General features: G+C 64.2%; 24 protein-coding genes. 9 read left to right on the top strand and 15 right to left on the bottom strand.

All coding sequences use genetic code 11. The features are described 5' to 3' along the window. Positions 1–23: 23 nt before the first annotated feature. From SOQ14_RS08815 to SOQ14_RS08805, 3 genes are all read right to left on the bottom strand, one after another. On the bottom strand, positions 24–1,871 hold the full coding sequence (locus SOQ14_RS08815; RefSeq protein ID WP_322897702.1) for an ABC-F family ATP-binding cassette domain-containing protein: 1,848 nt from the start codon (positions 1,869–1,871) through the stop codon (positions 24–26). 179 nt (positions 1,872–2,050) lie between these two features. After that, on the bottom strand, positions 2,051–3,292 hold the full coding sequence (locus SOQ14_RS08810; protein WP_322897701.1) for a GGDEF domain-containing protein: 1,242 nt from the start codon (positions 3,290–3,292) through the stop codon (positions 2,051–2,053). Between the two features lie 122 nt (positions 3,293–3,414). Beyond that, a complete protein-coding gene (locus SOQ14_RS08805) occupies positions 3,415–6,606 on the bottom strand; it encodes an autotransporter domain-containing protein (protein ID WP_322897700.1) in 3,192 nt (1,063 codons plus the stop codon). A 398-nt stretch (positions 6,607–7,004) separates the two neighbouring features. Here SOQ14_RS08805 and SOQ14_RS08800 point away from each other — a divergent pair, with 398 nt between their 5' ends. Beyond that, positions 7,005–8,228, top strand: a complete 1,224-nt coding sequence (locus tag SOQ14_RS08800) for a glycosyltransferase family 87 protein (protein ID WP_322897699.1) — start codon at positions 7,005–7,007, stop codon at positions 8,226–8,228. 10 nt (positions 8,229–8,238) lie between these two features. Here the strand turns inward: SOQ14_RS08800 and SOQ14_RS08795 are convergent, their stop codons facing one another. After that, complete coding sequence (locus tag SOQ14_RS08795) at positions 8,239–9,786, bottom strand: porin (protein ID WP_322897698.1); 1,548 nt, start codon at positions 9,784–9,786, stop codon at positions 8,239–8,241. Between the two features lie 173 nt (positions 9,787–9,959). On the opposite strand from SOQ14_RS08795, the gene SOQ14_RS08790 reads away from it, so the two are divergent. Both SOQ14_RS08790 and SOQ14_RS08785 read left to right on the top strand, forming a co-directional pair. Then, entirely contained in the window at positions 9,960–10,604 is a 645-nt protein-coding gene (locus SOQ14_RS08790) for an SOS response-associated peptidase (protein ID WP_322897697.1), read from the top strand. Positions 10,605–10,665: 61 nt separating this feature from the next. After that, positions 10,666–10,938 (top strand): phosphoribosyltransferase family protein, encoded by a 273-nt coding sequence (locus SOQ14_RS08785; RefSeq protein WP_322897696.1) that lies wholly within the window; start codon positions 10,666–10,668, stop codon positions 10,936–10,938. Positions 10,939–10,947: 9 nt separating this feature from the next. Here the strand turns inward: SOQ14_RS08785 and SOQ14_RS08780 are convergent, their stop codons facing one another. Next, positions 10,948–11,547, bottom strand: coding sequence for a murein L,D-transpeptidase catalytic domain family protein (locus SOQ14_RS08780; protein WP_322897695.1), 600 nt, complete (start codon positions 11,545–11,547; stop codon positions 10,948–10,950). A gap of 78 nt (positions 11,548–11,625) precedes the next feature. Between SOQ14_RS08780 and SOQ14_RS08775 the strand changes: the two genes are divergently transcribed. Next, positions 11,626–12,777 (top strand): L,D-transpeptidase family protein, encoded by a 1,152-nt coding sequence (locus SOQ14_RS08775; protein WP_322897694.1) that lies wholly within the window; start codon positions 11,626–11,628, stop codon positions 12,775–12,777. Between the two features lie 201 nt (positions 12,778–12,978). Here the strand turns inward: SOQ14_RS08775 and SOQ14_RS08770 are convergent, their stop codons facing one another. Further along, positions 12,979–13,359 carry a response regulator transcription factor gene (locus SOQ14_RS08770; protein ID WP_322897693.1) on the bottom strand — a complete coding sequence of 127 codons (381 nt, stop codon included), beginning with the start codon at positions 13,357–13,359 and terminating at the stop codon, positions 12,979–12,981. 229 nt (positions 13,360–13,588) lie between these two features. Between SOQ14_RS08770 and ald the strand changes: the two genes are divergently transcribed. The 5 genes from ald to SOQ14_RS08745 all read left to right on the top strand — a co-directional run bounded on the left by ald (position 13,589) and on the right by SOQ14_RS08745 (position 19,762). Then, entirely contained in the window at positions 13,589–14,683 is a 1,095-nt protein-coding gene (ald, locus tag SOQ14_RS08765; RefSeq protein ID WP_322897692.1) for an alanine dehydrogenase, read from the top strand. Positions 14,684–14,743: 60 nt separating this feature from the next. After that, a complete protein-coding gene (locus tag SOQ14_RS08760; protein WP_322897691.1) occupies positions 14,744–15,856 on the top strand; it encodes an S-(hydroxymethyl)glutathione dehydrogenase/class III alcohol dehydrogenase in 1,113 nt (370 codons plus the stop codon). Positions 15,857–16,095: 239 nt separating this feature from the next. Then, complete coding sequence (locus SOQ14_RS08755; protein ID WP_322897690.1) at positions 16,096–16,578, top strand: hypothetical protein; 483 nt, start codon at positions 16,096–16,098, stop codon at positions 16,576–16,578. Positions 16,579–16,663: 85 nt separating this feature from the next. Continuing rightward, positions 16,664–18,790: a TonB-dependent receptor gene (locus SOQ14_RS08750; RefSeq protein ID WP_322897689.1), complete on the top strand. Its 2,127-nt coding sequence runs from the start codon at positions 16,664–16,666 to the stop codon at positions 18,788–18,790. 90 nt (positions 18,791–18,880) lie between these two features. Beyond that, positions 18,881–19,762 (top strand): alpha/beta fold hydrolase, encoded by an 882-nt coding sequence (locus tag SOQ14_RS08745; RefSeq protein WP_322897688.1) that lies wholly within the window; start codon positions 18,881–18,883, stop codon positions 19,760–19,762. Here the strand turns inward: SOQ14_RS08745 and SOQ14_RS08740 are convergent. Genes SOQ14_RS08740 through SOQ14_RS08700 form a run of 9 tightly spaced genes read right to left on the bottom strand, consistent with a single transcriptional unit; the run spans position 19,759 to position 26,100 of the window. Then, positions 19,759–20,124, bottom strand: coding sequence for a hypothetical protein (locus SOQ14_RS08740; RefSeq protein ID WP_322897687.1), 366 nt, complete (start codon positions 20,122–20,124; stop codon positions 19,759–19,761). The two genes, SOQ14_RS08745 and SOQ14_RS08740, sit on opposite strands and share 4 nt — an antisense overlap. A gap of 15 nt (positions 20,125–20,139) precedes the next feature. Further along, positions 20,140–21,555 carry a flagellar filament capping protein FliD gene (gene fliD / locus SOQ14_RS08735; protein WP_322897686.1) on the bottom strand — a complete coding sequence of 472 codons (1,416 nt, stop codon included), beginning with the start codon at positions 21,553–21,555 and terminating at the stop codon, positions 20,140–20,142. 30 nt (positions 21,556–21,585) lie between these two features. After that, positions 21,586–22,722: an EscU/YscU/HrcU family type III secretion system export apparatus switch protein gene (locus SOQ14_RS08730; RefSeq protein ID WP_322897685.1), complete on the bottom strand. Its 1,137-nt coding sequence runs from the start codon at positions 22,720–22,722 to the stop codon at positions 21,586–21,588. Next, positions 22,722–23,501 (bottom strand): flagellar biosynthetic protein FliR, encoded by a 780-nt coding sequence (locus SOQ14_RS08725; protein ID WP_322897684.1) that lies wholly within the window; start codon positions 23,499–23,501, stop codon positions 22,722–22,724. Before SOQ14_RS08725 ends, SOQ14_RS08730 begins: the two co-directional genes overlap by 1 nt. 11 nt (positions 23,502–23,512) lie before the next feature. Further along, on the bottom strand, positions 23,513–23,785 hold the full coding sequence (locus tag SOQ14_RS08720) for a flagellar biosynthetic protein FliQ (protein ID WP_322897682.1): 273 nt from the start codon (positions 23,783–23,785) through the stop codon (positions 23,513–23,515). After that, the gene (fliP, locus tag SOQ14_RS08715; protein WP_322897681.1) at positions 23,785–24,567 is read right to left on the bottom strand and encodes a flagellar type III secretion system pore protein FliP; all 783 of its coding nucleotides are present in this window, start codon (positions 24,565–24,567) and stop codon (positions 23,785–23,787) included. Before fliP ends, SOQ14_RS08720 begins: the two co-directional genes overlap by 1 nt. Further along, on the bottom strand, positions 24,567–24,851 hold the full coding sequence (locus SOQ14_RS08710; RefSeq protein ID WP_322897680.1) for a flagellar biosynthetic protein FliO: 285 nt from the start codon (positions 24,849–24,851) through the stop codon (positions 24,567–24,569). The genes fliP and SOQ14_RS08710 overlap by 1 nt, the downstream gene beginning before the upstream one ends. Then, the gene (gene fliN / locus SOQ14_RS08705; RefSeq protein ID WP_322897679.1) at positions 24,848–25,174 is read right to left on the bottom strand and encodes a flagellar motor switch protein FliN; all 327 of its coding nucleotides are present in this window, start codon (positions 25,172–25,174) and stop codon (positions 24,848–24,850) included. Before fliN ends, SOQ14_RS08710 begins: the two co-directional genes overlap by 4 nt. Next, a complete protein-coding gene (locus SOQ14_RS08700; protein WP_322897678.1) occupies positions 25,171–26,100 on the bottom strand; it encodes a FliM/FliN family flagellar motor switch protein in 930 nt (309 codons plus the stop codon). Before SOQ14_RS08700 ends, fliN begins: the two co-directional genes overlap by 4 nt. Position 26,101: the final 1 nt, after the last annotated feature.

The following is a 26,101-nucleotide window of genomic DNA, read 5'->3' as shown; positions in this document are numbered from 1 at the left end:
GCGTGCCCCGATCGGGCGTTGCACTACGCCGCCTCGATCGCCTCCAGCAACGACCCGGCAGCAAGCCAGGCTTCTTCCGCTGCGGCGAGCGCAGAGGCGGTGGTTGCCCGCTTGCTCAGCAGGCTTTGGATGGCGGGGCCAGCCGCAGCGCTTTGCGCAAGGATGTGCGCATCAAGCTCTTCAAGCTCAGCCGTCAGCCGCGTCACGCAGGCTTCGGCGCGGCTCAGATCGGCCTGCGCCGCGCGCAGATCCGGGCCGGTACGGCGCTGCCCTTTCGCCTTGCCACCGTTACTTGTGCCCTTAGGCTGGTTCCTACCGAGGATGAAGTCGATGTAATCCTCCATGCTGCCGGCATATTCGCGCGCCGTCCCGCTATCGACGAGGATCAGGCGGTCCGCCGTCAATTCGACCATGTGGCGATCGTGGCTGATGAGGATGACCGCGCCCGAATAGGTGTTGAGCGCCTGAATCAGCGCCTCGCGCGCATCGACGTCGAGGTGGTTGGTCGGCTCGTCGAGGATCAGCAGATGCGGTGCGTCGCGGGTGATCAGCGCCAGCGCCAGCCGCGCGCGCTCCCCGCCCGAAAGCTTGTCGACCCGCTGGGTCGCGCGCGGGCCGGAAAAGCCGAAGCGCCCCAGCTGTGCGCGCACCGCGCTTTGCGACTGTGCTTCCATCGCGCGGTTCATCAGATCGAGCGGGGTATCCTCCCCCGCCAGCTCCTCGACCTGATATTGGGTGAAATATCCGACCTTGAGCTTGCCGGGCGCATTGACCGCGCCCTCCGCCGGGACAAGCTGCGAGGCGAGCAGCCGCGCCAGCGTGGTCTTGCCGTTGCCGTTGCGGCCCAAGAGCGCGATGCGATCATCGGCCTCGATGCGGAAATTGAGCCGCTTGAGGATCGGCGGCGCCTCCCCGTATCCGACCGCCGCCTGTTCCACCGTGATCATCGGCGATTTCATCTCGGCCGGATCGGGGAAATCAAAGCTCAGCGTCGGGTCTTCCATTAGCGCGGCGATGGGCTGCATCTTAGCCAGCATCTTGGCGCGCGATTGCGCCTGCTTGGCGGTCGAGGCGCGGGCGGAGTTGCGGGCGACGTAATCCCGCAGCCGCGCGGCCTGCGCCTCCTGCGAGGCCTTGGCCGCGGCAAGCTGCGCCGCGCGCTCGGCCCGCTGCTTTTCGAAGGCGTCGTAGCCGCCCGGATAGAGCGTCAGCTGCCCGCCTTGCAGGTGCAGGATGTGATCGACCACCTTGTTGAGGAGGTCGCGTTCGTGGCTGATCACCACCAGCGTGGCGGGATAGGACTTGAGGAAGTTCTCCAGCCACAGCGTCGCTTCGAGGTCGAGGTGGTTCGACGGTTCGTCGAGCAGCAGGATGTCGGGCTCGGAAAACAGCAGCGCGCCGAGCGCAATGCGCATCTTCCACCCGCCCGAGAAGCTGTCGACCGGGCGTTGCTGCATCTCTTCGTCAAAGCCCAACCCGTTGAGGATCTTGGCCGCGCGCGCCGGGGCGGAATAGGCGTCGATGGCCAGCAGGCGTTCGTGCACGTCGCCCATGCGGTCCATGTCGGTGCAGGTTTCCAGCTCGGCCAGCAATTCCGCGCGTTCGGTGGCGGAGGCGAGCACGACCTCTTCGGGCGTCATCGCACCGCTCGGGGCTTCCTGCGCGATATAGCCGATCCTGGCGCGGGCGGGCTTGGAAATTTCGCCATCGTCCGGCTCGATCTCGCCGATCAGCGCCTTCATCAGCGTGGACTTGCCCGCGCCATTGCGGCCGATCAACCCGACGCGCGCGCCCACCGGCACGGTTGCGCTGGCGCGTTCCAAAATGGCCCGGCCACCAAGCCGCACTGTGACACCGTCGATTGTAAGCATTGGGGCGCCCTTAACAGCCTATCGGGCGTACCCCAAAGGAAATCCCGCCTTGATCGGCGACGACCGGAAATGCGCACAGTGCCTCTATCATGGAATTTTAAAATTCACGGCGCATTCGGCAGGTCGGCATCGCGAGGCATCCAGCGATCAGGCCGCACAGGCGAATGACAGACCTTCCGTCAACCGAGCTCCACCCGGTTGCGCCCCTCATTCTTCGCGCGGTACAGCGCCGCGTCAGCGCGGGCCAAGGCGCTGCGTGTATCACTATACTCGGTTATCTCGGCAACCCCGGCAGAGAAAGTGATCTGGCCAAAGCCCTTCCCCGTGTCCCGGTTGACCAATCGCCGAGCCGCTTGCGCGCGGCGAATGCCATCAAGGCGGGATCGGGCCGCTTCCTTGTCCAGCCCGTAGAACAGAAACACGAACTCTTCGCCCCCATGCCGGGCGACAAAGCAGCTATCGCCGCCATATTCATTGAGTGTCGCCGCCAACGCACACAGCACGCGGTCGCCCGCGTCGTGGCCGTGGCGATCATTGATCATCTTGAAATGGTCAACGTCGCAGAATGCGAGGCTGAGAGGTTCGCCCTTGGCGCGCGCCTCCAGGGCGGCAGACACCAGCCTGCGCTCAAATGCACGGCGGTTGGGCAACCGCGTGAGATGATCGACGTCTGCCTCCATGCGCGCCTTGGCAAGGCTTTCCCGCAGTTGTTCGGTTTCGCGTTGGCTGCGGGACATGATGCTTTCAACCTGTTCGATCCGGGCCAGCATGGCGCGCGACAGATCGAGCACTGCTGCCAGATCACCCGCTTGATCCCCGGCTGAAGCAATTTCGGCCAGATCATCAATATGGACGCCGAGAGCGCCGCGGTGATCGCTGGTCTCCGATTGGGCCGAGCGCGTCGTCTGGGCAAACCGCATGAGCGCATACTCGAGTTTGTCCATCAGAGCCTCGATCTCGGCAATACGGCTGTGGCCGTCGGGGTCGAAACGCGCAAGCGTGTCGAGCCAGCGCTGATCGATCGGATCGCCGGAAATCTCGCGCGCTACAAATGCCTCGGAAAGCTGCGGATGCGAGCCTGAAAGTGCGCCGCATATGGTCGCCATGTTTTGTGCCGTTACCGCCAGGTCATGCTGAGTGACAAACGCACTGATGCGTTCCAACAAATCATCGCGGGCCTCTTTGACCCGACTTTCAGGGGATGGGGCAGGAGGCACCTCGTCACCTTCGAGCACCTCAACAGGAGACGCGGAGCGGGCCTTGAAAACGGAGGGAAGACGCATAACGGCCTCTTGTAAGCAATTGGTTTTCCTCCGCTGATAAACCCACTTGCTTAACAGGACACTGCCAGACAGCAGGAAAATCTCCTTAGTAGTACTGAGAACACGCCTTCCCGCGGAGCGGACAGAACATGCCCCCATCAGCGGCCAGAAAAGGCAACGCCGCCCCCACTGCGGATGGGGGCGGCGCTGGTGGTGGCGAAGGCGCTGCTTTCACCAACGGTTTCGCGTTGTGATCACAGCCGCCATCGCCAAAGCAGCAATCAGAACTTCCAGTTCAGGTTGAAGCGCGCCTGATTGTTGGTCAGGACCCCGCGGCCGAAGTCGGAGTGACCGGAGACCCCGACACCGAAGCGCTTGCCGAGGGAAAGGTCCGCCCCGAGCGTGGCGGACACCCAGTCCGGTTCGAGCGCACTGACAATGGTGAAGGGCACATCAGCAGCACCGGCGAAGAACGCCGTGACCGCATCGCTGGTGTCAGCCAGTTCGCGGGCATAGGCGACCGAACCGAAGGCGCTCAAGCGGCCGCGACGCCCGATCCCGGTGTTCAGCGATGCCATCACACCGGCCTTGCTGCCGACCGAGGTGAACGACCGCTCAAGCACGGTCAGGCTGAAATTGCCGGCTCCGAACTCTGAATAGCCGCCGAGGTCGTTGCGCACGTAGTCGATGCTGGCCACCGGGCCGGCTTCCAGCCCCGGCAAAATGCGGAACGCATAGCCCAGACGCAAGCCGGCAAAGCTCTGCATGCCATCCGCATCGCCCTGCACCATGTCGAAGGCCGAGCGAAAATCCCCCTGCGCGGCGCGCGACAGCGCAAAGTTCTGGCGCGAGAACCCGACATACATGTCGCTGAAGCCCCGGCCCATCCGCATCGCAGCATAGGCCGCGCCCGAGACGCTGGTATCGTCTGCCCGCGGCTGCGATCCGGCCATGGCCATGCCGTTGCGGATGCTGGTCATCGCGAACCCGACCGTGAGGTCTTGCGACAGGCGCATATCGGCACCCAGGGTCAGCTCCCCGGCCTGCGTGAAGGCCGCTTCTTCCAGCGCATTCATGCCGGAATTGCGCTCCTGCGCGCTGACAAGGAAGCTGCCGCTCACCGTCCCGAAGAAGCCCATCTTGCCCGGTTCGGTGGCGTTGGTCTGGGCAATGCCCGCAACCGCACCGCCCGCGGCCGAGAACCCGGCTGCCGCCTTGTTGCCGCCATGCAACGACAAGGTGCGCTGCGAAAGCTGGCCGGTGAAGCGCTGCGAGAAGTTGGTCGCGATCATCGTCTGATTGAACGCGCTCACCGGGGTAAGCGAGAACAGGGTCGGCACGAAGGATTCAAACCCGGCCGCGTCGATGATATTGAACAGGCCCGCAAACTGGGTGTAGCGCCCCCCGAACCGCAGCGCGTCAAGCGCCGCGCCGAGCGATTGCAGATTGCCGCTGCGCCCTGCAAACAAATCGGCCAAGCGGCGCGCGGTGATATCGACAATCACTTCGCCGCCCTCGGTCCGCGACTTGGCTAAGAGCAGCGGCGACAGGGTCAGCAGAACCGTGTTGTCAAAGGCCCCGGCTACCGAGTTCGCGTTCAGCACCGTAAAGGTATCGCCAAACCGGATATTGCCGGTTCCCGTAATCAGCAGGTTGCCCGCAAGGCTCGCGTCGCCGGTAATCGCCAGCAGATCGCTGGTGATGGTCTGGCGCCGCTTGCTGGCGTCAATCACCAGCGCGCCGTCGGCCAGCTGGATATAGTCGCCATCAATGGTGAGCGTGCCGACATTGAACAACCCGCCCGGGGCGATCCCCGCGCCGAAGTTGAACACCGCCTCGCTCGCAATCGTGCCTTCGCCTTCGGTGAGGCCGCCGAACAGCGCGACCAGCCCGGCATTGAACTGGCCATCAATCTGCGCCCGGCCACTGAACTGTTCATAGCCGATGATCGTTGTGAAGGTCTGCCCGCGAGGCAGCACGAATTTGGCGAGCCAGTTATCCAGCGCGAGCTTATCGATCTCGACATTGATATCGACCGTTGTGCGACCGGGCCGATTGAGCATCACGTCAAAATATTGCGCCGGTGCGGCAAAGGCTGTGCCCGGGGTGCCATCGGTGTTGTTGGGGACAAACCCGGTCGAACCCGGCCCGAGCAGCGCCGAGGATTTCGGCAGGCTGGTATCGAAATTCTCGAACCCCGGCGTTGGTGCGCCCGTATTCCCGGAAATGTCCGTGCCCAGCACCGTGCCGAGCTTGGGACCGCTTTCGAGGATGCCCGGTTCAGCCCCGGCGGGAATGCCGTTCACCAGATTGCCATTGCCATCATCGATGAAGAAGCCCGGATCGAGTTCCTGCGTCCAGTGATTGGGGTCAGACCAGTCGCCATTCCCCCGCTTGGCCGCAACATATTTGTAGGGCGTGTTTTCGGTAATGAACTGGAAGAAAGGATAAAGCGGGTTGTAGAAGCTTACATCACTATAGACTCCGCCGAGCCCGAAGAAATCGAAGCCGCCCGAAAGCACGCCAGCGATCACGGGGAACGCATACTTGTCTGCAATAATCAGCGGCGAGCCGGAATCGCCGGGCGCCGTGCCCGATTCGAGCGGCAGCGCATCATCATCGAAGAAATCAATCGCCAGCACGGCATCAATGCTGTTGCAGCTGATATTGCTGCCAGTGAAGTCGCAGCCCGCCTGTTGTTCTGGGGTTCGATCCGGGTTGTCGAAATCCGTCCAATAGAACGCTTGCGACTCAAACCCGAGAACCTGGGTCGAAGGGGCGAAATCGGGGAACACCCCGTCGATGAAATCGCCCAAGCTGCCAATCAGGCCGAGGCGGTTCTCGCCAACCCGGCGCAGGAAGCTCGAACCGGGCGCAGCCGTTCCGCTGCCCGTGCCATTGGTGCCATAGCCGACCTGAATGACGCGCGTGAGTTCGGTAAGCGGCGACAGCAGCAACGGCATCGCCCCGGCATCGGTGATCGGCTCATCGAGCGCCACGAAAGCCACATCCGCCCAGGGGAAGGGCAGGCCGCCATTGTCCAGATTCGCGGTCGGATGGATCACGACATCGGTGCTCGTCGCCACCCCGCCCTGACTGTAGCGTGCCCCTGTCCGGATATAATTGAACACGCTCGCCTGCGTGTTCGGCCCCGTCGCAACGAGCAACGAGAAGGGCGTCTGCCCGGGCAAGCCATAGGCTTCGGAGGAGCGGCTGTTGAAGCAATGCGCCGCGGAAAGCACCGTGCGCGGATTGATCAAGGTGCCGGTACAATTGAGAAAGACGCCGCCTGTCTGGTTGTCCTGGACAAAAAGCTGGACAACCGCGGGCTGCGAATTTGTCGGATCGCCGAAATTGACGCCGACATCATCGCGCATGAGCAGTTCGGGGGTTGGTCGAACCGGGACGGCATCCAGGGTGCGGCGCACCATGAAATCGGGCAGCACGGACACATCGGGCGCCGTAACAGCCATGATCTGCGAATTATCTGTAAATCCTTGGAAAGTTCCTTGTGCCTCAAGAGCAATATCTTCGCGCGAACCCTCTTCAACTTCGGCCGCTTGCAATGGAACAGCCCATGCCTGCGCCGCCAAACCGATCAGTCCGGCGCTAGTTAGATAACGCATTTTACTCATGAGTTTTCCCCTTTTTTGACTCAGCCCCCAAATCAAAAGTCTCATATTTTTTCGCTGGAGTCTCGCATCTACTTACGAATTTTCACCGGCGGTGCGAAAATAGGGTTTGCAAAATGCTTGTGGCGGGGCACGCGGGCTGCCTGTCCACAAGCCTTCGTATCGCCTTTCCGCGCGCGCAGGGCTTGCCTAATCCTGCGTCAGCCATGATGCAGCGACGCAGGGCAGGGGCAAGACGGATGAACTGGAATCTTCTTCGCAAGGCAGAATGGCTTGGGCCAGAACGGGCGCGCGCCTATCTGTTCATTCTCGCGCTGACGATCAGCGCGGGGCTGGCCTTTCTGCTGCTGACCTCGCGCGGCGGGATCGATCGCAACGGATTTCTCCTCGGCACGGATTTCATCAGCTTCTGGAGCGCGGGCCAGATGCTGCACGGCGGCGCGAACGTTTACGACATTCAGGCCCACATCGCCGCCCAGCGGGCATTGCATGCCGTACCCGGCGAATTCACCGCGTTTTTCTATCCGCCGAATTTCCTGCCGATGGTCTGGCCGCTCGGCCTCCTGCCCTATTTCCCGGCGCTGTTCGCATGGCTGGTGGTGACCGGCGCAAGCTGGATCGCCGCTGTCAGGGCGTGGTTTGGCACGCTCGGCCTGAAGGGGCCGGCACTGGTGCTGCTGATCGCGTTCCCGCCAGTCTTCGCCACCATGACCCACGGGCAGACGTCATTTCTGGTGGCAGCCCTGCTTGGCGGCGGGCTGCTGGTCGTGCGCGAACGCCCCTGGCTCGCGGGCCTGCTGATCGGGCTTGCCACGATCAAGCCGCAGTTCGGCCTGCTGGTGCCAGTGGCTTTGCTGGCCACGGCAAGCTGGCGGACGATTATCGCCGCGGGCGGGGCGGCCATCGCGCTCGCGGGCCTTGCAGCGCTGGCGTTTGGCCCACAGGTGTGGAGCGATTGGCTGGCGGTGACGAGCGCCGCCGGCGAAGCCACAGACAATGGCACGATCGGATTTGCCAAGATGGTCAGCCTGTTTGCCGGGCTGCGCCTGCTGGGTGTAGCCAGCACGCCTGCCTTTGTCGCACAGGTGGCACTCGCCCTCGCCGTGGCCGGAGCAGTCGGAGCAGTCGCATGGCGCAAGCCGTTCTCGCCGGGACTCGCCGCACTGGTGCTCGCCGGTGCACCGCTCGCCACGCCGTTTGTGCTTGATTACGATCTGCTGCTGACTGCCTTCCCGCTTGCCTACCTGTTCTCACAGGCGCGCAGGCACGGTTTTCAGGATTGGGAGCGGATCACAATCGCGACGACCTTCGCCGCGGGCGTGTTCGCCCGCCCGCTTGCGATCAATGTCGGAATTCCGCTGATGCCGCTGGTGCTGATCGGGCTGTTTCTGCTGGTGCTGCGGCGCGTGCACGCCGAAGCAACCCACGGCCAGCCCGACGGGCCTGTTCCCGCCAGAGCTTAGACGTCAGCCGTCAATAGTTCCATTGTGCCTGCACCCGCAGCAATTGTCCTTCAGCCTGCCCCAAACGGCGCTCGTCGGCTTCCTTGCGCGAGGCCCAGCCATAGGTGACGGTGATCTCCAGCGGCGGGGTCGGCAGAAATTCAATGCCAAGCTCCAGCTCTTCGGTCTCAAGCCGCGGCGCATTGATCGCGGCCTTGAAGCCGCCGCGATAATATTGCCAACGGGCGAAGGGGAAGATCGGACCGATCGGCGTTTCGTCGATCTTGCCGAGCACCTGCACATAGCCGCCATTGAGCGGGCGTTCCTCGATCCGGCCGCTCGCGGGCACGAATTCGGGGCCGGTGCCCCAGTTCCATTCCGCCTGCACCCCGAAAGGCTGCGGGTAGAGCATGGCATGCACCAGAACGCGCTCGTCCTTGAAGCCGGTGGGGCTGAGCCCGCCCGTGCGGATTTCCGGGCGGATCTTGTTGCGCATCACCGATCCGCCGATCTCGAACACCTGCCCATCAAGGCCCAGCCCGTCGAGTTCGAAGGGCCACGTCGCGAGGCCCACCAGCATGACATTGTCGTCGGCTTCGGTGCGGTTCAGCCCCTGCCCGTTGAAGGCGCCGAAGCCGAAGGCCCCGTAATTGCCGAACAGCTTCTGCCCATCCTTTGCCAGCCGGTTCCAGATCGCCTGCACCTTGGGCGGGGTGTAGTAGGCAACGATCCCGAGATCGCGCTCGCCCGACGCGGCGCTGTTGATCGCATCGGTACGGTCAAGCGCCAGACGGTTGGACGAAGATTGCATGTTCTCCCAGCCATAGGGCACCTTTGACTGGCCAAGCCGGATGCGGAAGCTCTTGTCCCCGAACGGGAAGACGTCGGCATACATGTCGCGCAGTGAGACCGCACCCTCGCGCCGCTCGCCGACCGACTGGTTGGAAACGGCCGCCGCGAAATCGGGCTGGAAATAAAGCGACACGTGATCATTCAGGTCGCCTTGAAGCACCAAACGCAAACGGCGGAAGGTGAAATTGCTATCATCATTGATGCCGCTGTCGTGGATCGAGCGCAGGCGTGAAACACCGGCGGGTGCTGCCGCATCGCCCGAAACGATCTGGTTGAATCGCAATTGGGTGTAGCCGCGCAGGACTAGCTTTTCATACCACGGCTTGCCCGCGCGCGGAGGCACCAACACTTCGGGCGGTTCGCCCAACCGGGCGCGGCGGGCGATCACATCCTGACCGGCACTTGCCAGAGCGGGCGTCGCCGTGGTCGGCGGTGCGGCATCCGCCAAGCCCGGTTGCGTGGCTTGCGGGGTCGCAACAGTTGGCGCCTGCGCCATGGCATCAGGCGTCGGCGCGGTGACCGCTGCACCATCCGGCGCCCGGTTCGCCTGCAAGGCCGTGACCATGGCTTTCAGTTCATCGATCTGGCGCTGCAAATCGGCGATGGTGGCCGCCTGATCGGCCGGCGTGCCTGCCGGGGCTGCCTGCGCCAGCGCTGGTGCGCTCACCCCGGCCAGCAGCGCGGCGGCAACAAGTCTGGCAGTACGATGACCCAGCGGGGACGGCATAGCAAAGCGCCTTTAGCAGTGTGTCCGGACGGGAGCGCCCGGCGCGGTGGCGCCTATGGCAGTTTCATGTCATAAGCGTGACAATTCTGACAACAATCTTGGCCCGAGCCCGCACCACCCGCGACTCCCGCGCAGCCATGGCGTGACAGGGACGCTCTGCTTATAGTCGGCCAATGTGTAATCTTTATCGCCTGTCGGTTCCGCTAGCGGAGATCAGCGCGCTGTTTGATGCAGCCAGCGCGCCGACAGGTGTCAATCTCCCGGCAGAGACCTATCCAGGCTCTCCGGGGATCGTGATCGCCGCAGGGCAGGTGCGATCGATGGTCTGGGGCTTTCCGCTCGCGCTGACGGGCAAGCAAGGCCAGCCATTGAAGCCCAAGCCGGTCAACAATGCCCGTTCCGACAAGCTCGACAGCGCCTTCTGGCGCGCCAGCTTCGCAAGCCGCCGCTGCCTGATCCCGCTCACCGCATGGGCCGAAGCCGAAGGGCCGCAAGGCGCCAAGACCCGCACGTGGCTGAGCCTGCCCGATCAGCCGGTCTTTGCCTGTGCCGGGATCTGGCAGCCCACCGCGCCATGGGGCGATAGCTATGCGATGATCATGACCGACGCGGCGGGCGCGGCCGCGACCTGCCACACCCGCATGCCGGTGATCCTTGCACGACAAGACTGGCAGGCGTGGCTCGACACCAGCCCGGAACAGGCCAAAGCGCTCTGCGTGCCCTATCGCGGCGCGATCGCGATCGCACGCACCGCAACGCCGTGGGCCGCGCCCCGTTCACCGCGCCAAGCTTCCGCGCGGACCGGCACCCGCGCATGACCGCTCGCAACTGGCGGAGCATCCCCTTGCCGCCTATGCTATGGCTTCCTGTGCCAGCAGGATGAGGGGGCATCATGCTGACGATCTTGTTGCGAGCGGCGGCACCCTGATCGAAGCGGCGCGGGCCTTGCGCGCGGCGGGCGCTGTGCGGATTGATGCGCTCACCGTGCACTGCCTTGCCAGCCACGATGATCTTGCCGCGATGGAGGCCGCAGGGCTTGCGACCATCCGCGCGACGGATACGGTCGCGAGTGCCTGCGGCGATTTGCCAATAGCAGGACTGCTCGCCGATGCTCTGCGCGAGCATGACTGGGCGGATGAAACGGGCGGGTGAGGCGCGCGCCTAGCGCGCGGCAAACAACAGGCGCCCCGGCCCCAGCATCGCCAGCGCGGTGGTGATATCGGCATTGGCCACGGTGAAGCAGCCAAGGCTGCGACCGACCCGCCCCGACGTCTCGGCCATGCCGTGCGAGACATAATCCGCACGGTGGATCACGATCGCGCGGGCGAGCGCCCGATCATTATCCGGATCAAGCCCGATGAGCCGCCGCGAGCGGCCATATTTGCCCATATAGGTATCGCTCACCAGATAGCTGCCCGGCGAGGAGGCGTGCGATCCTGGATGGTTGGAGAAGCGCTGGAGAAACCCGGTATTGCCCGGATCGGACCCGCGCCCATGCGCCACCAGCAAGTTCGCTAGCGTCCGGCCGTTCTCGAGATCGACGATCTGGAAGCGCGGGGTGCCCGAAGGCGCGGCGAAATCAACCAGCCCCACCACATCGCGGTGGCGGATCATCGCGCCGTGGCGATCGAGCGCCGCTTGCGCGGCGGCCAGCAGGCGCGGCGGCGGGCTCGTGCGGACCGAGGCAAAGGCGGCGGGCGCAGTCAATCCGGCCAGACCCACGCCGAGCGCGCCGATAAAGCCGCGTCGGGACAAATTCATTTGTATGCGATCCTGAATTGGTGTTGGCTGGAACCTAGGAATGTCGCCAGTGGGAATCAAACGGCGAGGCACAAAAGCATGACCAAATGGGGCTGGTTTGCGACAGTTTCGGCGTTCTTGACTTCGATCAATTTTGCACCGGCACAGGCGTCTGGCTGGAAGATTGATCAAGCGCAAGAATTACGCCGCGCGGTTGTCGCCGCGCCGCAAGATGCCTTGCCATTGCTTGATCTGCGCACCTTCGACACGGCCTTGGCGGCGGGCCCCGGTGCAGCGCTCGATGAAGCCGCCACCGCGCTCGCTTTGCAGCTTGCGCGGCTGCATCTGCTGGGGACGACGCCCGCGGCGCGGAAGGCCGGCTGGCACATCCACGACAGTGATGCGGATCATGATCTTGGCGCATGGCTCGGTCAGGCGCTCGCCAGCGCCGACTTTGGCGCAGCCCTGCGCGCGCTGCGCCCGGCGCATCCCGATTATGCAGCGCTGCGCGCGGCCTATGCGACCGAGCCCGACGCCGAGCGCAAGGCGATCATCGCGCGCAACATGGAACGCTGGCGCTGGCTGCCGCGCACGCTCGGGCCGGATCATGTGCTCGTCAACATACCCTTCTTCGAAGCGCGGCTGTGGCGCGGCGGGAACACGGCGGGCACCTGGCCCGTGATCGTCGGCAAGACGGCCACGCCCACGCCCATCTTTACCGCGCGCATCACCGGGGTAACCTTCAACCCGTGGTGGCACATCCCTGCCAGCATCGTGCGCCGCCACAAAGGGCGGTTTCCCGCCAATCAGGGCTATGTCTTTGCCAATGGGCGCTGGAGCCAGCGTCCGGGGCCCTTCAACGTGCTGGGGCAAATGAAGCTGGAGATGGCCAATCCCTACAGCGTTCTGATGCACGACACCCCCAATCGTGCGCTGTTTGAGAAGGAACGGCGCGATTTCAGCAACGGCTGTGTGCGCACCGGCGATGCGATCGGCTTTGCTGCCAGCCTGCTCGCCCCGCGGATGACCCGCGCGCAAGTGGATCAGGCGGTCGCCACCGGGCAAACCGAAACCGTCGCGCTGCCGCAGCCCGTGCCGGTCTATGTCGCTTATTTCACCGCCCAGCCTGTCGCGGACGGCACCATTGCCGTGCGCCCCGATCTCTACCGCCACGATGCCCGTATGGCGGCCGGGCGCGCGGCCAAGCCCATTGTGGTCGCATCGGGCTGTGAAGCCCCGGCCGCGGGCTGATTGTCCCTGCTAGGCTTCGGTTAACCATTCCGCTGCTGGGGTTCCGACGCACAAAACGGCGCGATCTGCGGGAGCCAGTTCGCCGATGCCCGCGCGCTCCGCGGTCAGGCCGCGCGCAGCGTCGCGACCCGCCCCCATCTTGCCCAACCTGTGGCAGCGGCCGAAACAACAGGCAGGCAGCCATATCGGCAAAGACAGGCTTCATAAGCGTCCTGCCAGAAACCGCTGCAACCGCACCATCAGCTCTTCAGGGAGGAACGGCTTGACGATGTAATCCGATGCGCCCGCTTCCAGTGCGCGCAGGATATCTTCCTCGCCGCGCCGCGCCGAGAGCATGATCACCGGCACATCACCGTGTTGCTCGTCCATGCGAATCCGGCGCAGCACTTCCATGCCATCATGAACCGGCATCATGGCATCGAGCACCACAGCGCTCGGGCGCTCGGACGCGAATTTTTCAAGCGCCTCGCGCCCATCGCTGGCCACGGTGGTTCCGTAACCTTTGGCTCGCAGACGGAATTCAAGCATCTCTGTCAGGAGCGGCTCGTCATCGGCGATGAGTATGGTCTTGGGGGCGTTCATATACCTTCGTCTACCCGAAAATTGCCAAATTTAGATTTAACATTGAGGAATTGGGCTGCTTTGCAAAGACCCTTAAGCCGACCGCCCACGGCGAGCCCGCCATCATTCGCTCTTTCTCCCATAAGGGAAGCGTGTGAAGAAGATCGCACGCGCGTTCATAGCTATCATCGCTGCGCAACTTATGATAAGGGCCGCGCACAAAAATTTACCGGGCTATGGAGAGGCTCCCATGCGCGTTGGCGTTCCTACCGAAATCAAGAACAATGAATACCGGGTCGGTCTGACCCCGCCGCTGGTCGCCGAACTGACGGCTGCCGGGCATGATGTGCTGGTGCAAGCGGGCGCCGGGCTGGGCATCGATTTCACCGATAGCGATTATGTCGCAGCGGGTGCGCGGATCGTTGGCGATGCCGGTGCGGTCTTTGCCGAAGCCGAGATGATCGTGAAGGTCAAGGAGCCGCAGACCAGCGAAATCGCCATGCTGCGCCCGCACCACTTGCTGTTCACCTATCTTCACCTTGCCGCCGACAAGCCGCAGGCCGAAGGGTTGATGGCATCGGGCGCGACCTGCATTGCCTATGAAACCGTGACCGCATCCGATGGCACGCTGCCGCTGCTCAAGCCGATGTCGGAAGTCGCCGGGCGGATGTCGGTGCAATGCGGCGCGCATTATCTCGAAAAGCATCAGGGCGGACGCGGCGTGCTGCTCGGCGGGGTGCCGGGCGTGGCCCCGGCCAAGGTCGTGATCCTCGGCGGCGGGGTGGCCGGCGTCAATGCCGCGCAGATGGCGGTGGGCCTGCGCGCCGATGTGACGATCTTCGACATTTCGAACCGCCGCCTGGCCGAGCTCGATCTCGCCTTTGGCAGCCAGCTCAAGACGGCCTTTGCTTCGCGCAGCGCGATTGCCGCTGCCGTGCGCGAGGCGCATCTGGTGATCGGCGCGGTGCTGGTGCCGGGCGCAGCCGCGCCCAAGCTGGTGACGCGCGAGATGATCGCCAGCATGAAGCGCGGCGCGGTGGTGGTCGATATCGCGATCGATCAGGGTGGCTGCTTCGAGACCAGCCATGCCACCACGCATCAGGACCCGGTGTTCACGGTTGATGGCGTGATCCACTATTGCGTCGCCAATATGCCGGGCGCTGTGGCGCGCACCTCGACGCTCGCGCTCAACAATGCGACCGCGCCCTTCGTGCTCAAGCTCGCCAATCTCGGGGCCGAAGCGGCGATGGCAGCCGATGCGCATCTTGCCAATGGGCTCAATGTCGCGGGTGGCAAGATCCGCCATGCCGCCGTTGCCGAGGCGCTTGATCTGCCGCTGGGCTGATTGAGCCCTTGCCAATCTGCAAAGCTACAGGAATAGGCAGGGGGAACAGGAGACTTTCCCATGAAGACCCGCGCCGCCGTTGCGTTTGAAGCGAAGAAGCCGCTCGAGATCGTCGAACTCGACCTTGAGGGGCCGAAGGCGGGCGAAGTGCTGGTCGAGATCATGGCGACGGGCATCTGCCATACCGACGCCTACACCTTGGACGGGTTTGACAGCGAGGGTATCTTCCCGAGCGTGCTCGGCCATGAAGGCGCCGGGATCGTGCGCGAAGTCGGCGCAGGCGTCACCAGCGTGAAGCCGGGCGATCACGTGATCCCGCTCTACACCCCCGAATGCCGCCAGTGTAAGTCGTGCCTCAGCGGCAAGACCAACCTGTGCACCGCGATCCGCGCGACGCAGGGCAAGGGGCTGATGCCCGACGGCACCACGCGCTTCAGCTACAAGGGTCAGCCGATCTTCCACTACATGGGCTGCTCGACCTTCAGCAATTTCACGGTGCTGCCTGAAATCGCCGTGGCGAAGATCCGCGAGGACGCGCCCTTCCAATCGGCCTGCTATATCGGTTGCGGGGTCACCACCGGCGTCGGCGCGGTCACCAACACCGCCAAGGTGCAGGTGGGCGACAACGTGGTCATCTTCGGCCTCGGCGGGATCGGCCTCAACGTGATTCAGGGCGCGCGGCTGGCGGGGGCGAACCTGATCGTCGGGGTCGATATCAACCCCGCACGCGAGGAATGGGGCCGTCAGTTCGGCATGACGCACTTCCTCAACTCTTCAGGTATGAGCCGCGAGGAGGTGGTCGCGAAGATTGTCGCAATGACCGATGGCGGCGCGGACTACACCTTCGATGCCACCGGCAACACCGAAGTGATGCGCACCGCATTGGAAGCCTGCCACCGCGGCTGGGGCACCTCGATCATCATCGGGGTCGCCGAAGCGGGCAAGGAAATTGCCACCCGGCCCTTCCAGCTCGTCACCGGACGCAACTGGCGCGGCACAGCGTTCGGCGGGGCCAAGGGCCGCACCGATGTGCCCAAGATCGTCGACATGTACATGACCGGCAAGATCGCAATCGACCCGATGATCACCCACGTCATGGGCCTCGAAGAGATCAACACCGCCTTCGACCTGATGCACGAAGGCAAGTCGATCCGCAGCGTCGTGGTGTTCTAGGCCTCGCCTGCCAAGCGACCAAACCGCCCGCCGGATGCAGCATCGCGCGGTGGCATGCGACGAGCGTGAGGACGCCTGCGATAACCGCCATTCTGCTCCTTCAGCAACAGGGCTTGCCTTTCGCGCACGTGACAGCATGAAGCGTCGCTTATAGGAAACCACGCAACATGAACGCCCTGCGTCATCTGTTGGCTCAACAGCGCCATGCGCTTCTGGCGTTTGTCCTCGCTGCGCTGGGGATGAACGCACTTGTCCCGGCTGGCACCATGATCATGCAAACGGGCGGGTATGACGCGGAGATCATCCTGTGTCCCGAAACGCACCCTCTGGCACGTGCGCTGGGAACAGCGAAGGCGCCCGACAAGGCGGCCCTCCATGCCGCGATGGGCCATGGTGATCTGCACGAGCGTGATCCTGATGCGATGGATCACCATGGGATGGGTCACCATGGGATGGATCACGCGGCGATGGGCCACGCGGCTGAACCGCAGGATGATCCGGCTCAGTTGCCCGATCCCATGGGCCAGAGCGCGCCTGCGCAGAGCTGCGCCTTTGCCGGCCTTGGTCTGGCCGCGCTCCCGATAGCGGACAATGTTGTTATCCCGGAATTTTCAGCAACTCTGCCGGAGCCGCTGGCGCACTTCGCGCGCCTCCAGCTGGTCGCACCAGCATATCTGCGCCCGCCGTTGCGCGCGCCGCCGCATGGCGATCTGACCGCCTGACAATCCGGCACTGGCGAACCACTCGGCGCACCCGCGCGCCTACGGTTGCCTGTGCCGTTCATCAAATTTTCTGGAAAGATCCATCATGATATTCACCCGAACTTTCCGGGCAAGCCTGCTTGCCGGATGCACCTTTGCCGTTGCCCCGCCGGCGCTGGCAGAACACGGCGCCACGCCCCAAACCCGGGAAGATGCCTTAACCGACACCATTATTGTCACGGCCCGCAAGGCTTTGCGCGAAAACATCGCCAGCGATGCCATTGCCGCCCCGCGCCAGATTGCCCTGCCCGCCGATGCTGCGGCCATTGCCGCGCGGGTCGCGGGCGGTGACATCTTCGGCAATGGCGCACTCTCTGGCCAACTCAGCTATCGCGGGCTGGCGGGTGAGCGTGTGCTGGGCCGGGTCAATGGCCAGCGCTTTGCGACGGGCGGGCCGAATGCGATGGACCCGCCGCTGCATTATGCACCCGCGATCCTCGTTGAACGTATTGATGTCGCGCGCGGTGTGGCACCTGTTGCCGAAGGACCATCGCTGGGCGGTGCCATCAACGCGCAGCTTGCTGAAGCCCAGTTCACCACCGGCACCACCGCAACCCCGCAGCTGCGTGCCGCCAGCCAGTATCGCAGCGTGGATAACAGCTATGCCACTGGCGGCCTTGCGGCGCTTGCGACGGATCGCTGGCGCATCGGCCTGATCGCCAGCCGGGAGCAGGGGGAAGATTACCGCTTTCCAGCCGGCACGGCTGTCGGCACCTTGTTCGAACGTAATCTCTATGGCGTCCATGCCGGCTACCGCACCGGCACGGGCGAACTCTTCCTCGAATATCGCCGTAGCGAAACCGATCCTTCGGGCAACCCTCCCTTCGCGCTCGACATGGTCTACTTCGATACGGACTTCGTGCAGGGCGGCTTCCGTGGCGAGATTGCCGAGGATGTTTCGCTGAATCTGCGGCTCGGCCATGTCGCGGTGCGCCACCTCATGGACAACCAGACGCTGCGCCAGCCGCGCGCGACGCCCGCACAAGCCCGCGCCACCTTTGCCGATGCCGATACGGTGACGGTTGAAGCCGCGTTGCGTTTCGGCAAGCCAGCGCGCTATCTTGAGCTCGGTGCCGATGCCGAGCTTACCGATCGCTTTGTCACGATCACCAATCCAACCAACCCGGCCTTCTTCATCGACTCCCAACCCAATGTCACCGCCGAACGGGTCGGCACCTATCTGCAATGGCGTGGGCAAGCCGGCGGACTGCAATTCGAGGCTGGCGCCCGGCTTGATCGCACCCGGCAAACCGCAGGCATTCCGCAACTGGGGGCGGCCGTGCCCATGGGACCGCGCACGCTCGCAAGCCAGTTCATCGCATCCGGCCGGGAGGCGACTGACACCACCGTCGATGCCGTGATCCGCGCATGGTTGCCCGGCGAAAGCGTGACCCCGCGCGTCACACTGGCCCGCAAGACCCGTGTGCCGAGCGTGCTCGAACGCTTTGCCTGGCTCCCGACCGAAGCGAGCTTTGGGCTGGCCGATGGCAATATCTATGTCGGCAATCAGTCCCTGCGCCCTGAAGTTGCCTATATTGCTGAGGCTGGCCTTGATCTCGGTAATGACTGGCTGACGCTGCGCCCGACGCTGTTCTACCGCCGGGTTGAAGATTTCATCCAGGGCACCCCGTTCGATACCACACCGGGCGTGTTGAACACCCCTGTCGAAATGGTCGCCGCCGCCAATGGCGATGCGACACCACTGATGTTCCGCAACACGTCAGCGGAGCTTTACGGCGCGGATGTGGATTTCGTGATCCGACCTTCGGCACGTCTTGAACTTGCGGGCACGGCAAGCTTTGTGCGGGGGACGAGACGCGACATTGACGATGATCTCTACCGCATCCCGCCTGCCAATCTGCGTCTGTCGGCCACTTGGACAAGTGGCCGGCTTGCACTTGGCACCGAGCTCTTCGCCGCAGCCGATCAGCCCAAGGTCTCGCGTACCAATGACGAACAGCGCGGCGAAGGCTTTGCCATCGTCGGTCTGTTTGCGCGTTATGGCTTAAACGACAGTCTGGCGCTCGAGGCAGGCATCGAGAACCTGCTTGATGAACTCTATGCCCCGCACCTTGCCGGACGCAGCCGGGTCGGCGCTTCGGATGTTGCCTTGCTGGAACGTCTGCCTGGACCAGGCCGCGGGGTCTGGACCCGGCTGACCACACGGTTCTGAACGAGGTTGCTCCGGGAGGGGGCGCCAAGGGCTCCCCCTCCTTCATTAAGCGGCTTGACCTTGGCTTGTCCGCCGCGCAGGCGAGCCGACATGACCGATGCGCGCACGCCCACTTTCCACACCCTTCCCGTCAACGGGATTGATCTGGCTTTCTTCGATTGGCCCGCCGTGCCGGGCAGTGCCCCTGCCTCCACCCTGATCTTTGCCCATGCCACCGGCTTTCACGCACGGGTGTGGGACGCGGTGATCGCGCATTTCCCGCATCACCGGGTGCTGGCGATTGATCTGCGCGGCCATGGCCGATCAGGCGGCGGGCCGATTGCCGATTGGCGCGAGGTGGTGCGCGATGTCGCCGGGTTGCTCGCTGCGCTGGACATCACGGGCGCAATCGGGATCGGGCATTCGATGGGCGGCCATGTCCTGCTGCAATGCGCAGCCGACGCCCCGCAGGCCTTTGCCAGGCTGGTGCTGTTCGATCCGGTGATCCTCGCGCCCGAATTCTACGCGCCCGCAACGCAGCTCTTGCGCGACGACACCCCCCATCCCGCCAGCCGTCGCAAGCGCGATTTCGCCTCAGCCGAGGAAATGATCGCCCGTTTCGCGACGCGCGATCCCTATTGCCTGTTCGATCGCCGCGTCTTCGAGGATTACTGCCGTCACGGCCTGCGGCCCGACCCGGCGGGCACCGGCGGCATGGTGCTCGCCTGCGCTCCCGAGGTCGAAGCCAGCGTCTATGGTTCAAGCCGCAGCAATGCCGGCATCCACGATGCGGCGCGGCAAGTGGATATTCCGGTGCTGGTGGTGCGCGCGCTGCAAAGCGATCTCCATGACTTCAAGGGCTCGCCCACCTGGCCGCAGCTTGCCGCGATCCTGCCAAAGGGGACGGATATGCACCGCCCTGATCGCACTCATTTCCACCCCTTCGAAGACCCGGCGGATGCCGCGCGGATCATCGCGGCGTTCATCGGCTAGGCGGCCTCGAGCAGGTCGAGAAAGTCATCGCGCACCCGCGCGATCACGCTGGCATCGGGTGCCGTGACGCAGGCGCGGATTGCGCTTGCCTGACCGCCGTAGAATTGCACCAGACTGGCGCGCAGCGGATGCGCGGGATCGACCGAACCGGCAAGCCACACCGCAATGGCCTGTGCGCGGGCAAGCGGTTCGTGCGGCACGCGTGCCGGTTGCCGATCCAGCGCGGCCAACGCCTGCCCGAGCGCAGCGACGGCTTCTTCGAGACAGATCCGCGCGAGCGCTGCGCCTGCGGCCCCTTCGATCCGGGCATCCAACGCGACGCGGCGATAGGCCGCGGTGGGAGTTTGCGAAAGCATCTGCATCGTGAAATCCTGCCGCTAGCGCCGCTGCGCATTCCACATGTCAACCTGCTGGCGCAGGAAGGTCAGGGTTGATTGTGACGCGCCCACCCGCCGCTCGCTCGCGGCAAAACTGCGGCTGAGACGTTGGCGCAGGCTTTCCTGCTGTTCTGCAATCTTTTCGAGCCGCGCGCCGTTGGATTGCAACTGGCGCTGGAAGCGGGTGATCGAGCCGCCCAGCGTTCCGGGATCGCCAATCTGTGTGGCATTGCGGGCCAGCCGATCCAGGGTGCTGAAAACGCCAAAAGCGCCGGTGGTGAACATCGCGGCAACCGCGCGCGGCGCATCGGCCTGCGCACGCCCGAGCCGGGCCGCATCCAGCCGGAACGTGCCATCACGCTCGAGCACCAGCCCCAGATCAGCCAGTGTATTCGGCTCACCGGGCTGCGCGCCCGGCATGACCTCTTCACTGCTGAGCCGCACCAGCACACTGCGCAGCAAACGCAGGCCAGGATCATTGCCCAATTCACCGCCGATCGGATTGCCAAGCCTGTTGACCTCTCCCACCACATCATTGAGCGCTTCGACAAGGTCTTCCATCAAACGGGTGATCGCGCTGGCATCGTTGGCGAATGTCAGCGTTGTCGTCTGGCCCGGATTGGCGGCGTTCAGTTGGAGGCCCAAGCCTTCCGGCAGGCCGGTCACCGTATTGCTGGCGCTGCGCATGGCCACCGAATTGAAACTGAACAGCGCATCGCGGGCCATCGCAGGCACTTGCACGGCACCGGGCGATGCGGGCTCCCAGCCAAGCGATGCCAACGGGCCGGTTCCTGCGGCCTCGACTACAAAGGCATTGGCCGCGCCTTCGCGTCCGGTCAGCACCAGTTGCGCGCCGTCAGTGCCGGCCAAAACCTGCGCGGTGACCGCTCCACCACTGGCACTGGTGATGCGGGCCGCGACCGCTTCAAGAGTTTCGCCGGCAGCGACATTGATCGTAAGGGCAGGGCGATCTGCGCCTTCGGCAAAAGCGCTACCGGTGATAGTGCCGAAACGGATCGTCAGGCTGCCTTCGCCGACCGGATCACCTGGATTGCCAAGCGGCGGCATGACCAGCCGTTGCCCGGTTGCGAGCTGACTGACTTCGAGCGTGTAACTGCCGGTCGGGGTTAACCCGGGCGTGAAGGTCACATTGGCCAGCGCCGGATTGCCCAGCGTGGCGCGCGGCGACAAATCGCCCGCCCGCACGCGGTTGCCGACACTGCCTGCCAATGCGGTCACCATACCGCGCAGGCTGGCCGCGGCGGAAATGCGCGCTTCGAGGGCGGCGTTGCGGTCGGTGATGGCCTGGCGTTGGCCGGCAAAGGATGCCGCCGACAGGTCGTTGGCCAGCGTGGTGAAATTGATTCCGCTGCCGGCACCAAGCGCGGAAATGATTGAGGAGCCAGTGGTCGTCATAGTGGCAAGAACGGCTCCTTTGCCGGGTTGTTAAGCCGCGTTCAACGCGCGGCCATGGCTGTCGAATTGAAGGGCGGTTGGGACTGTAATTGTGGGACGCCGCGGGCGATCGCCACGCTTCAACGCCATCACGAAAGCCACCAGCGCGGCAATCGCGACGTAAAGCTCCTCGCGCACCATCTCGCCTTGCCGGGTCGTGAAATAGACTGCACGCGCGAGCGTTGGGTATTCGAGCACTGGCAAATTCTGTTCAGCGGCGATCTCGCGCATCGCCAGCGCCGTTTCGCCACGCCCCTTGGCGAGGACAAGGGGCGCCGGCGCGAGCAACGCATCATATGTCAGGGCCACCGCGAAATGCTGCGGGTTGACGATCACGAACTGCGCCTGCTGCATCGCCTTGGCGACACCGCCCCGCGCGAGGTCGCGCTGGCGCTGGCGGCGCGCGGATTTCATCTCTGGCGAGCCCTCGGCCTGCTTCTGTTCATCGCGCAGATCCTGCAGGCTCATCTTGAGACGCTTGTTGCGCTGGAACCGCTGCAAGGGATAATCGATGGCTGCAATGATCAGCAGACCGATCAAAAGGACGCCGATCAGCCCGGCAAAGGCATCAAGGCCGAAACCGATCTGGGCGTGCACGTCACTTGCACCCAGTCCCAGCAGAGGTGCCAGATTGGCCGCCGCCCAACCCCATGCGATAGCACCCAGCAGGATGACCTTGAGCAGGCCCTTGCCCAATTCGATCAGCGCATTGAGGCCGAACATCCGCTTAAGCCCCGCCAGCGGATTGATGCGCGATCCCTTGAACGCCAGATTACCCGGAACAAACCGCCCCTCGCCCAGCATCAGCTGCACCGCGAGCGTGATCCCGGCTGCGGCCAGACCCAGCACAGCAATCGGTGGCAGCAGCGCAACCGCGGCGCCGCTCAGCATCGCACCGGGCGTAAATGCATCCAGTTCCTGCCGATCGAACCGGAACGCGAGCCGCGCCACGCCGGCCACACTGTCTGCGAGCCACGGCCCGACCATCACCAGCACCAGCGCGCCGGTGGCCATCGTCGTTGCGGTCGCCACTTCGCGCGAACGCAGCACATCGCCTTTCTTTGCGGCATCGGATGCGCGCTTGGGGGTCGGATCAAAGACCTTTTCGCCGGGAGTCTGCTCGGCCATCAGCCCACGAGCCTTCCGATTTCAGCCAGCGCTGCCGTAATGATGCGGGAAAACTGATCGACAATCAGCGGCATGACGATGATCAGCGCTGCAATTCCCGCCAACACGCCCGCGGGAAGGCCAAGAGCAAACAGATTGAGCGCCGGGGCCGAGCGCGACAGCACGCCTGTGACCACCTGCACCAGCAGCAACACCAGCACCACGGGCAGAGCGATCGCCGCGGCAGCCGCCAACCCATAGCCCATGAACAGCACGATCCCTTGGGCGTTTTCGGGTGCGAACATGAAACTGCCGGGTGGCAGCAGGCGATGGCTTTCCACCAGCAGCTGGAACCATAGCAAATGTCCGCCGATCGCATAGAACAGCAGCGTCATCGTAATCGAGAAATAGCTTCCCAGCGCGCCGGATTGCGAACCGCTGGTGGGATCTATCGAGGTGGCGATCGCAAGCCCCATCGTGCCTGCAATCTGTTCGGCAGCGATCAGCGGAATGGCAAAGGCCAGTTGCAGGACAAAGCCCATGGCGGCCCCGATCAGCACTTCCTGAAGGATGGCCAGCAGCGCGGCGAAGCTCATCATGGCAGGCAGCGGAGCGGGTGGAAGCCAGCTCGCGATGAACATCCCGATCACCAAGGCCAGCAACACCCGCAACTGGACGGGCACCGCCATACCGCCCACCACTGGCGCTGCCATCAGGGCAGCGCCGCAACGGATCGAAAGGTACAGGATCTGCCAGAGCTGCGCCTCAAGTCCGGCCAGCCCGAAATCAAGGACATTCACCGTGTGCGCCTTCAGTCTGCAATGGTGGCGATCTGCGCCATGATCTCGCGCAGAAAGTCGCTGAGCAGCGCCATCATCGCCCCGCCCAGCACCACGAACACCAGTGCCGTTACCGCCAGCTTGGGGACGAAGGTAAGGGTCTGTTCGTTGACCGACGTCGCCGCCTGGATAATCCCCACCATCAGGCCAACCACCAGCGCGGCCAGCAGCACGGGCGCCGCAATCAGCGCCGTGACCCACAAGGTCTGATCGGCCAGTGCCAGCAGTTTGGTATCGAGCCCCATCACCCGAAACTCATCGCAAGGCTGCCCATCAGCAGAGCCCAGCCATCAACCAGCACAAACAGCAGCAGCTTGAAAGGCAGGGAGATTATCGTCGGCGACAGCATCATCATGCCCAGGCTCATCAAGACGCTCGTCACGACAAGATCGATCACCAGAAAGGGCAGGAACAGCATGAAGCCGATCTGAAACGCGGTTTCAAGCTCGCTGGTGACAAAGGCGGGCAGCAGGATCGAGAAGGGAACATCCGCGCCCTTGGCAAAGCCGTTGGTGCCAGCCAGATCGGCGAACATCAGCAGGTTCGCCTCGCGCGTCTGGGTCAGCATGAAGGCGTGGAAAGCCTCACCGCCCTTGGCAATCGCAGCATCGGCCTCCAGCGTGCCCGCAGCGTAAGGGGCAACCGCGGTGTCGTTGACCACTTCAAGCGTCGGGGCCATCACGAAGAGCGACAGGAACAGTGCCAGGCCCGCCAGCACTTGTCCGGGCGGGGACCCTTGCAAGCCGATAGCCTGCCGAAGGATTGCCAGCACCACCAGGATGCGCAGGAAGCTGGTCATCATCAGCACCAGCGACGGAAGGATGGTAAGCAGGCCCATCACCAGCAGGAGCTGGAGCGAGAAACTCAGCGGCGTGTCCTGACCCACACCTTCGCTACCGAGCGCGCGCTCGATCGCGGCACCGACACCCGGAACCGCCGGTGCGGCCTGCGCGACATCCGCGGCGAAGAAGGCGCAAAGGCACGCAAAAATCGCCAGAACAGCACGGAAAGAGGCAATACCGCGCATCACTGGGCACTTTCCGCTGCACGGGCCGGGGCTTCGCCAAGCCGCACCAGGCCCTGCCGGGAAGCGCCCAGCAGAATCTCGCGGTCATGAAATCGCACCACGGCCAATCGCATGCCAGGTGCGATCAGACTTGTTTCGACCAGCTCGAGATGCCGGCCCGCTGCGCCCATCTGACCCACCATCCGGGTTTGCAGATAGCGAGTGAGTTTCAGACTGCCCCAGATCAGCCCGCCAAGCAGCGGCAGCAACAGCGCCAACCGTGCAAAATACTCCAGCAACATCATGCCGGGATACCCTTATCGGAGATCCCCATCGGGAGATCGGAAACAGCTGCAACTGGTGCGCTTTCCGCACCGACAAGCTGGACGATCCGCAGCGCAAAGCGGCCGTTTTCCACGACCACTTCCCCGCGCGCGATCACCTTTCCATTCGCGGTGACATCGAGCAGTTCATCGGTCAGGCGATGCAGCGCAACCACGCTGCCTTCGCCGAGGGCCAGAACATCGCGCAGCGGCAGTTCGGTGCGCCCCAGCTCAACCGACAGGCTGACAGCAACATCACCAAAGCGGGCAAGGCCGGACGAAAAAGCAGTGATCGGGGCATTCATGAGGCAGATCCTTGATGGGGAACATGAGTGAGGCAAAGAGCAAGGCGATCATCCAGCGTGCCGATGGTGCCTTGTGCCACGACGGTTGTGCCGATCCGCAACGGCACGCTGCGCGGCATCGCCAGCGGAAAGGTATCGCCGGGCGCAAGCCCATCGAGCTGGGCAAGCGTGAGATCGAATTCAGTCAGCACCGCGCGCAGCGGCAGCGGGATGGCACCGAAGCTGCTGACTGCGTCTTGCTGCTGTGCAGACGCTCCGGCGCGATGCGGCAGCTGAGACGCGGGCAGCAAACTATCAAGCTGCGCCTTGGCCAGCGCAAGGTGCAGGTGCCATGCAAGGCCCTTGCTGTCCGCCAAACGCAGCGTGAAGAGAGCACAATCGGCAGCAGGGTCAAACGCGCGCAGCCGCGCTGCGTTTTCCGAACGGATGACGACATCACCGCCCGGCGTCGGTTGCACAGGCTCGCGGAAGGCATCAGCATCCTGCACACGGGCCACCGCGCCGGCGACCAACGCAGCAATTTCCTCGCACAGCAACTGCGCAGACCGCGGCAGCGGATCGACGCAAGGATCGCCCACCCGACCTTCGCCGCCAAAGGCGCGATCCGTCAGCGCCAGCGCCGTGGCATGATCAAGCGACAGCAACACCGCAGCCTCTGCGTCCGCTCCGCAGCGGAGCAGGCTATTGGCTGCAATCGGACCGATGCGGCTGAGCACTTCGCTGCCAGGCAGCCATTCCGGCGCCGTAATCTCGGCGGTCAGGCGGTCGCCCGCAAAAAGCCCGCCGAGCGCTTCATTCATGACCCGCGCAAGGTCGCGCCGCCAGGCCGCGATCATCGCATCGCGCTCTTCCGGACGCGGACCGCGTGCCACCAATTCCGGGCAATGCATGGCGACCGCGGCAACGCGGTCAAATTGATGCGACATC

It is taken from the genome of Erythrobacter epiphyticus (assembly GCF_034653295.1).
Lineage (GTDB): Bacteria > Pseudomonadota > Alphaproteobacteria > Sphingomonadales > Sphingomonadaceae > Erythrobacter.
Note: the sequence above shows the minus strand (reverse complement) of the source record. Positions and strands in the feature narration are given on the sequence as shown.

Excerpts from the sequence above, each read along its gene's own strand:
- SOQ14_RS08815 (WP_322897702.1), bottom strand. The coding sequence starts at position 1,871 with ATGCTTACAATCGACGGTGTCACAGTGCGGCTTGGTGGCCGGGCCATT.
- SOQ14_RS08810 (WP_322897701.1), bottom strand. The coding sequence starts at position 3,292 with ATGGGGGCATGTTCTGTCCGCTCCGCGGGAAGGCGTGTTCTCAGTACT.
- SOQ14_RS08805 (WP_322897700.1), bottom strand. The coding sequence starts at position 6,606 with ATGGCTGTTACGGCGCCCGATGTGTCCGTGCTGCCCGATTTCATGGTG.
- SOQ14_RS08800 (WP_322897699.1), top strand. The coding sequence starts at position 7,005 with ATGAACTGGAATCTTCTTCGCAAGGCAGAATGGCTTGGGCCAGAACGG.
- SOQ14_RS08795 (WP_322897698.1), bottom strand. The coding sequence starts at position 9,786 with ATGCCGTCCCCGCTGGGTCATCGTACTGCCAGACTTGTTGCCGCCGCG.
- SOQ14_RS08790 (WP_322897697.1), top strand. The coding sequence starts at position 9,960 with ATGTGTAATCTTTATCGCCTGTCGGTTCCGCTAGCGGAGATCAGCGCG.
- SOQ14_RS08785 (WP_322897696.1), top strand. The coding sequence starts at position 10,666 with ATGAGGGGGCATCATGCTGACGATCTTGTTGCGAGCGGCGGCACCCTG.
- SOQ14_RS08780 (WP_322897695.1), bottom strand. The coding sequence starts at position 11,547 with ATGAATTTGTCCCGACGCGGCTTTATCGGCGCGCTCGGCGTGGGTCTG.
- SOQ14_RS08775 (WP_322897694.1), top strand. The coding sequence starts at position 11,626 with ATGACCAAATGGGGCTGGTTTGCGACAGTTTCGGCGTTCTTGACTTCG.
- SOQ14_RS08770 (WP_322897693.1), bottom strand. The coding sequence starts at position 13,359 with ATGAACGCCCCCAAGACCATACTCATCGCCGATGACGAGCCGCTCCTG.
- ald (WP_322897692.1), top strand. The coding sequence starts at position 13,589 with ATGCGCGTTGGCGTTCCTACCGAAATCAAGAACAATGAATACCGGGTC.
- SOQ14_RS08760 (WP_322897691.1), top strand. The coding sequence starts at position 14,744 with ATGAAGACCCGCGCCGCCGTTGCGTTTGAAGCGAAGAAGCCGCTCGAG.
- SOQ14_RS08755 (WP_322897690.1), top strand. The coding sequence starts at position 16,096 with ATGAACGCACTTGTCCCGGCTGGCACCATGATCATGCAAACGGGCGGG.
- SOQ14_RS08750 (WP_322897689.1), top strand. The coding sequence starts at position 16,664 with ATGATATTCACCCGAACTTTCCGGGCAAGCCTGCTTGCCGGATGCACC.
- SOQ14_RS08745 (WP_322897688.1), top strand. The coding sequence starts at position 18,881 with ATGACCGATGCGCGCACGCCCACTTTCCACACCCTTCCCGTCAACGGG.
- SOQ14_RS08740 (WP_322897687.1), bottom strand. The coding sequence starts at position 20,124 with ATGCAGATGCTTTCGCAAACTCCCACCGCGGCCTATCGCCGCGTCGCG.
- fliD (WP_322897686.1), bottom strand. The coding sequence starts at position 21,555 with ATGACGACCACTGGCTCCTCAATCATTTCCGCGCTTGGTGCCGGCAGC.
- SOQ14_RS08730 (WP_322897685.1), bottom strand. The coding sequence starts at position 22,722 with ATGGCCGAGCAGACTCCCGGCGAAAAGGTCTTTGATCCGACCCCCAAG.
- SOQ14_RS08720 (WP_322897682.1), bottom strand. The coding sequence starts at position 23,785 with ATGGGGCTCGATACCAAACTGCTGGCACTGGCCGATCAGACCTTGTGG.
- fliP (WP_322897681.1), bottom strand. The coding sequence starts at position 24,567 with ATGCGCGGTATTGCCTCTTTCCGTGCTGTTCTGGCGATTTTTGCGTGC.
- SOQ14_RS08710 (WP_322897680.1), bottom strand. The coding sequence starts at position 24,851 with ATGATGTTGCTGGAGTATTTTGCACGGTTGGCGCTGTTGCTGCCGCTG.
- fliN (WP_322897679.1), bottom strand. The coding sequence starts at position 25,174 with ATGAATGCCCCGATCACTGCTTTTTCGTCCGGCCTTGCCCGCTTTGGT.
- SOQ14_RS08700 (WP_322897678.1), bottom strand. The coding sequence starts at position 26,100 with ATGTCGCATCAATTTGACCGCGTTGCCGCGGTCGCCATGCATTGCCCG.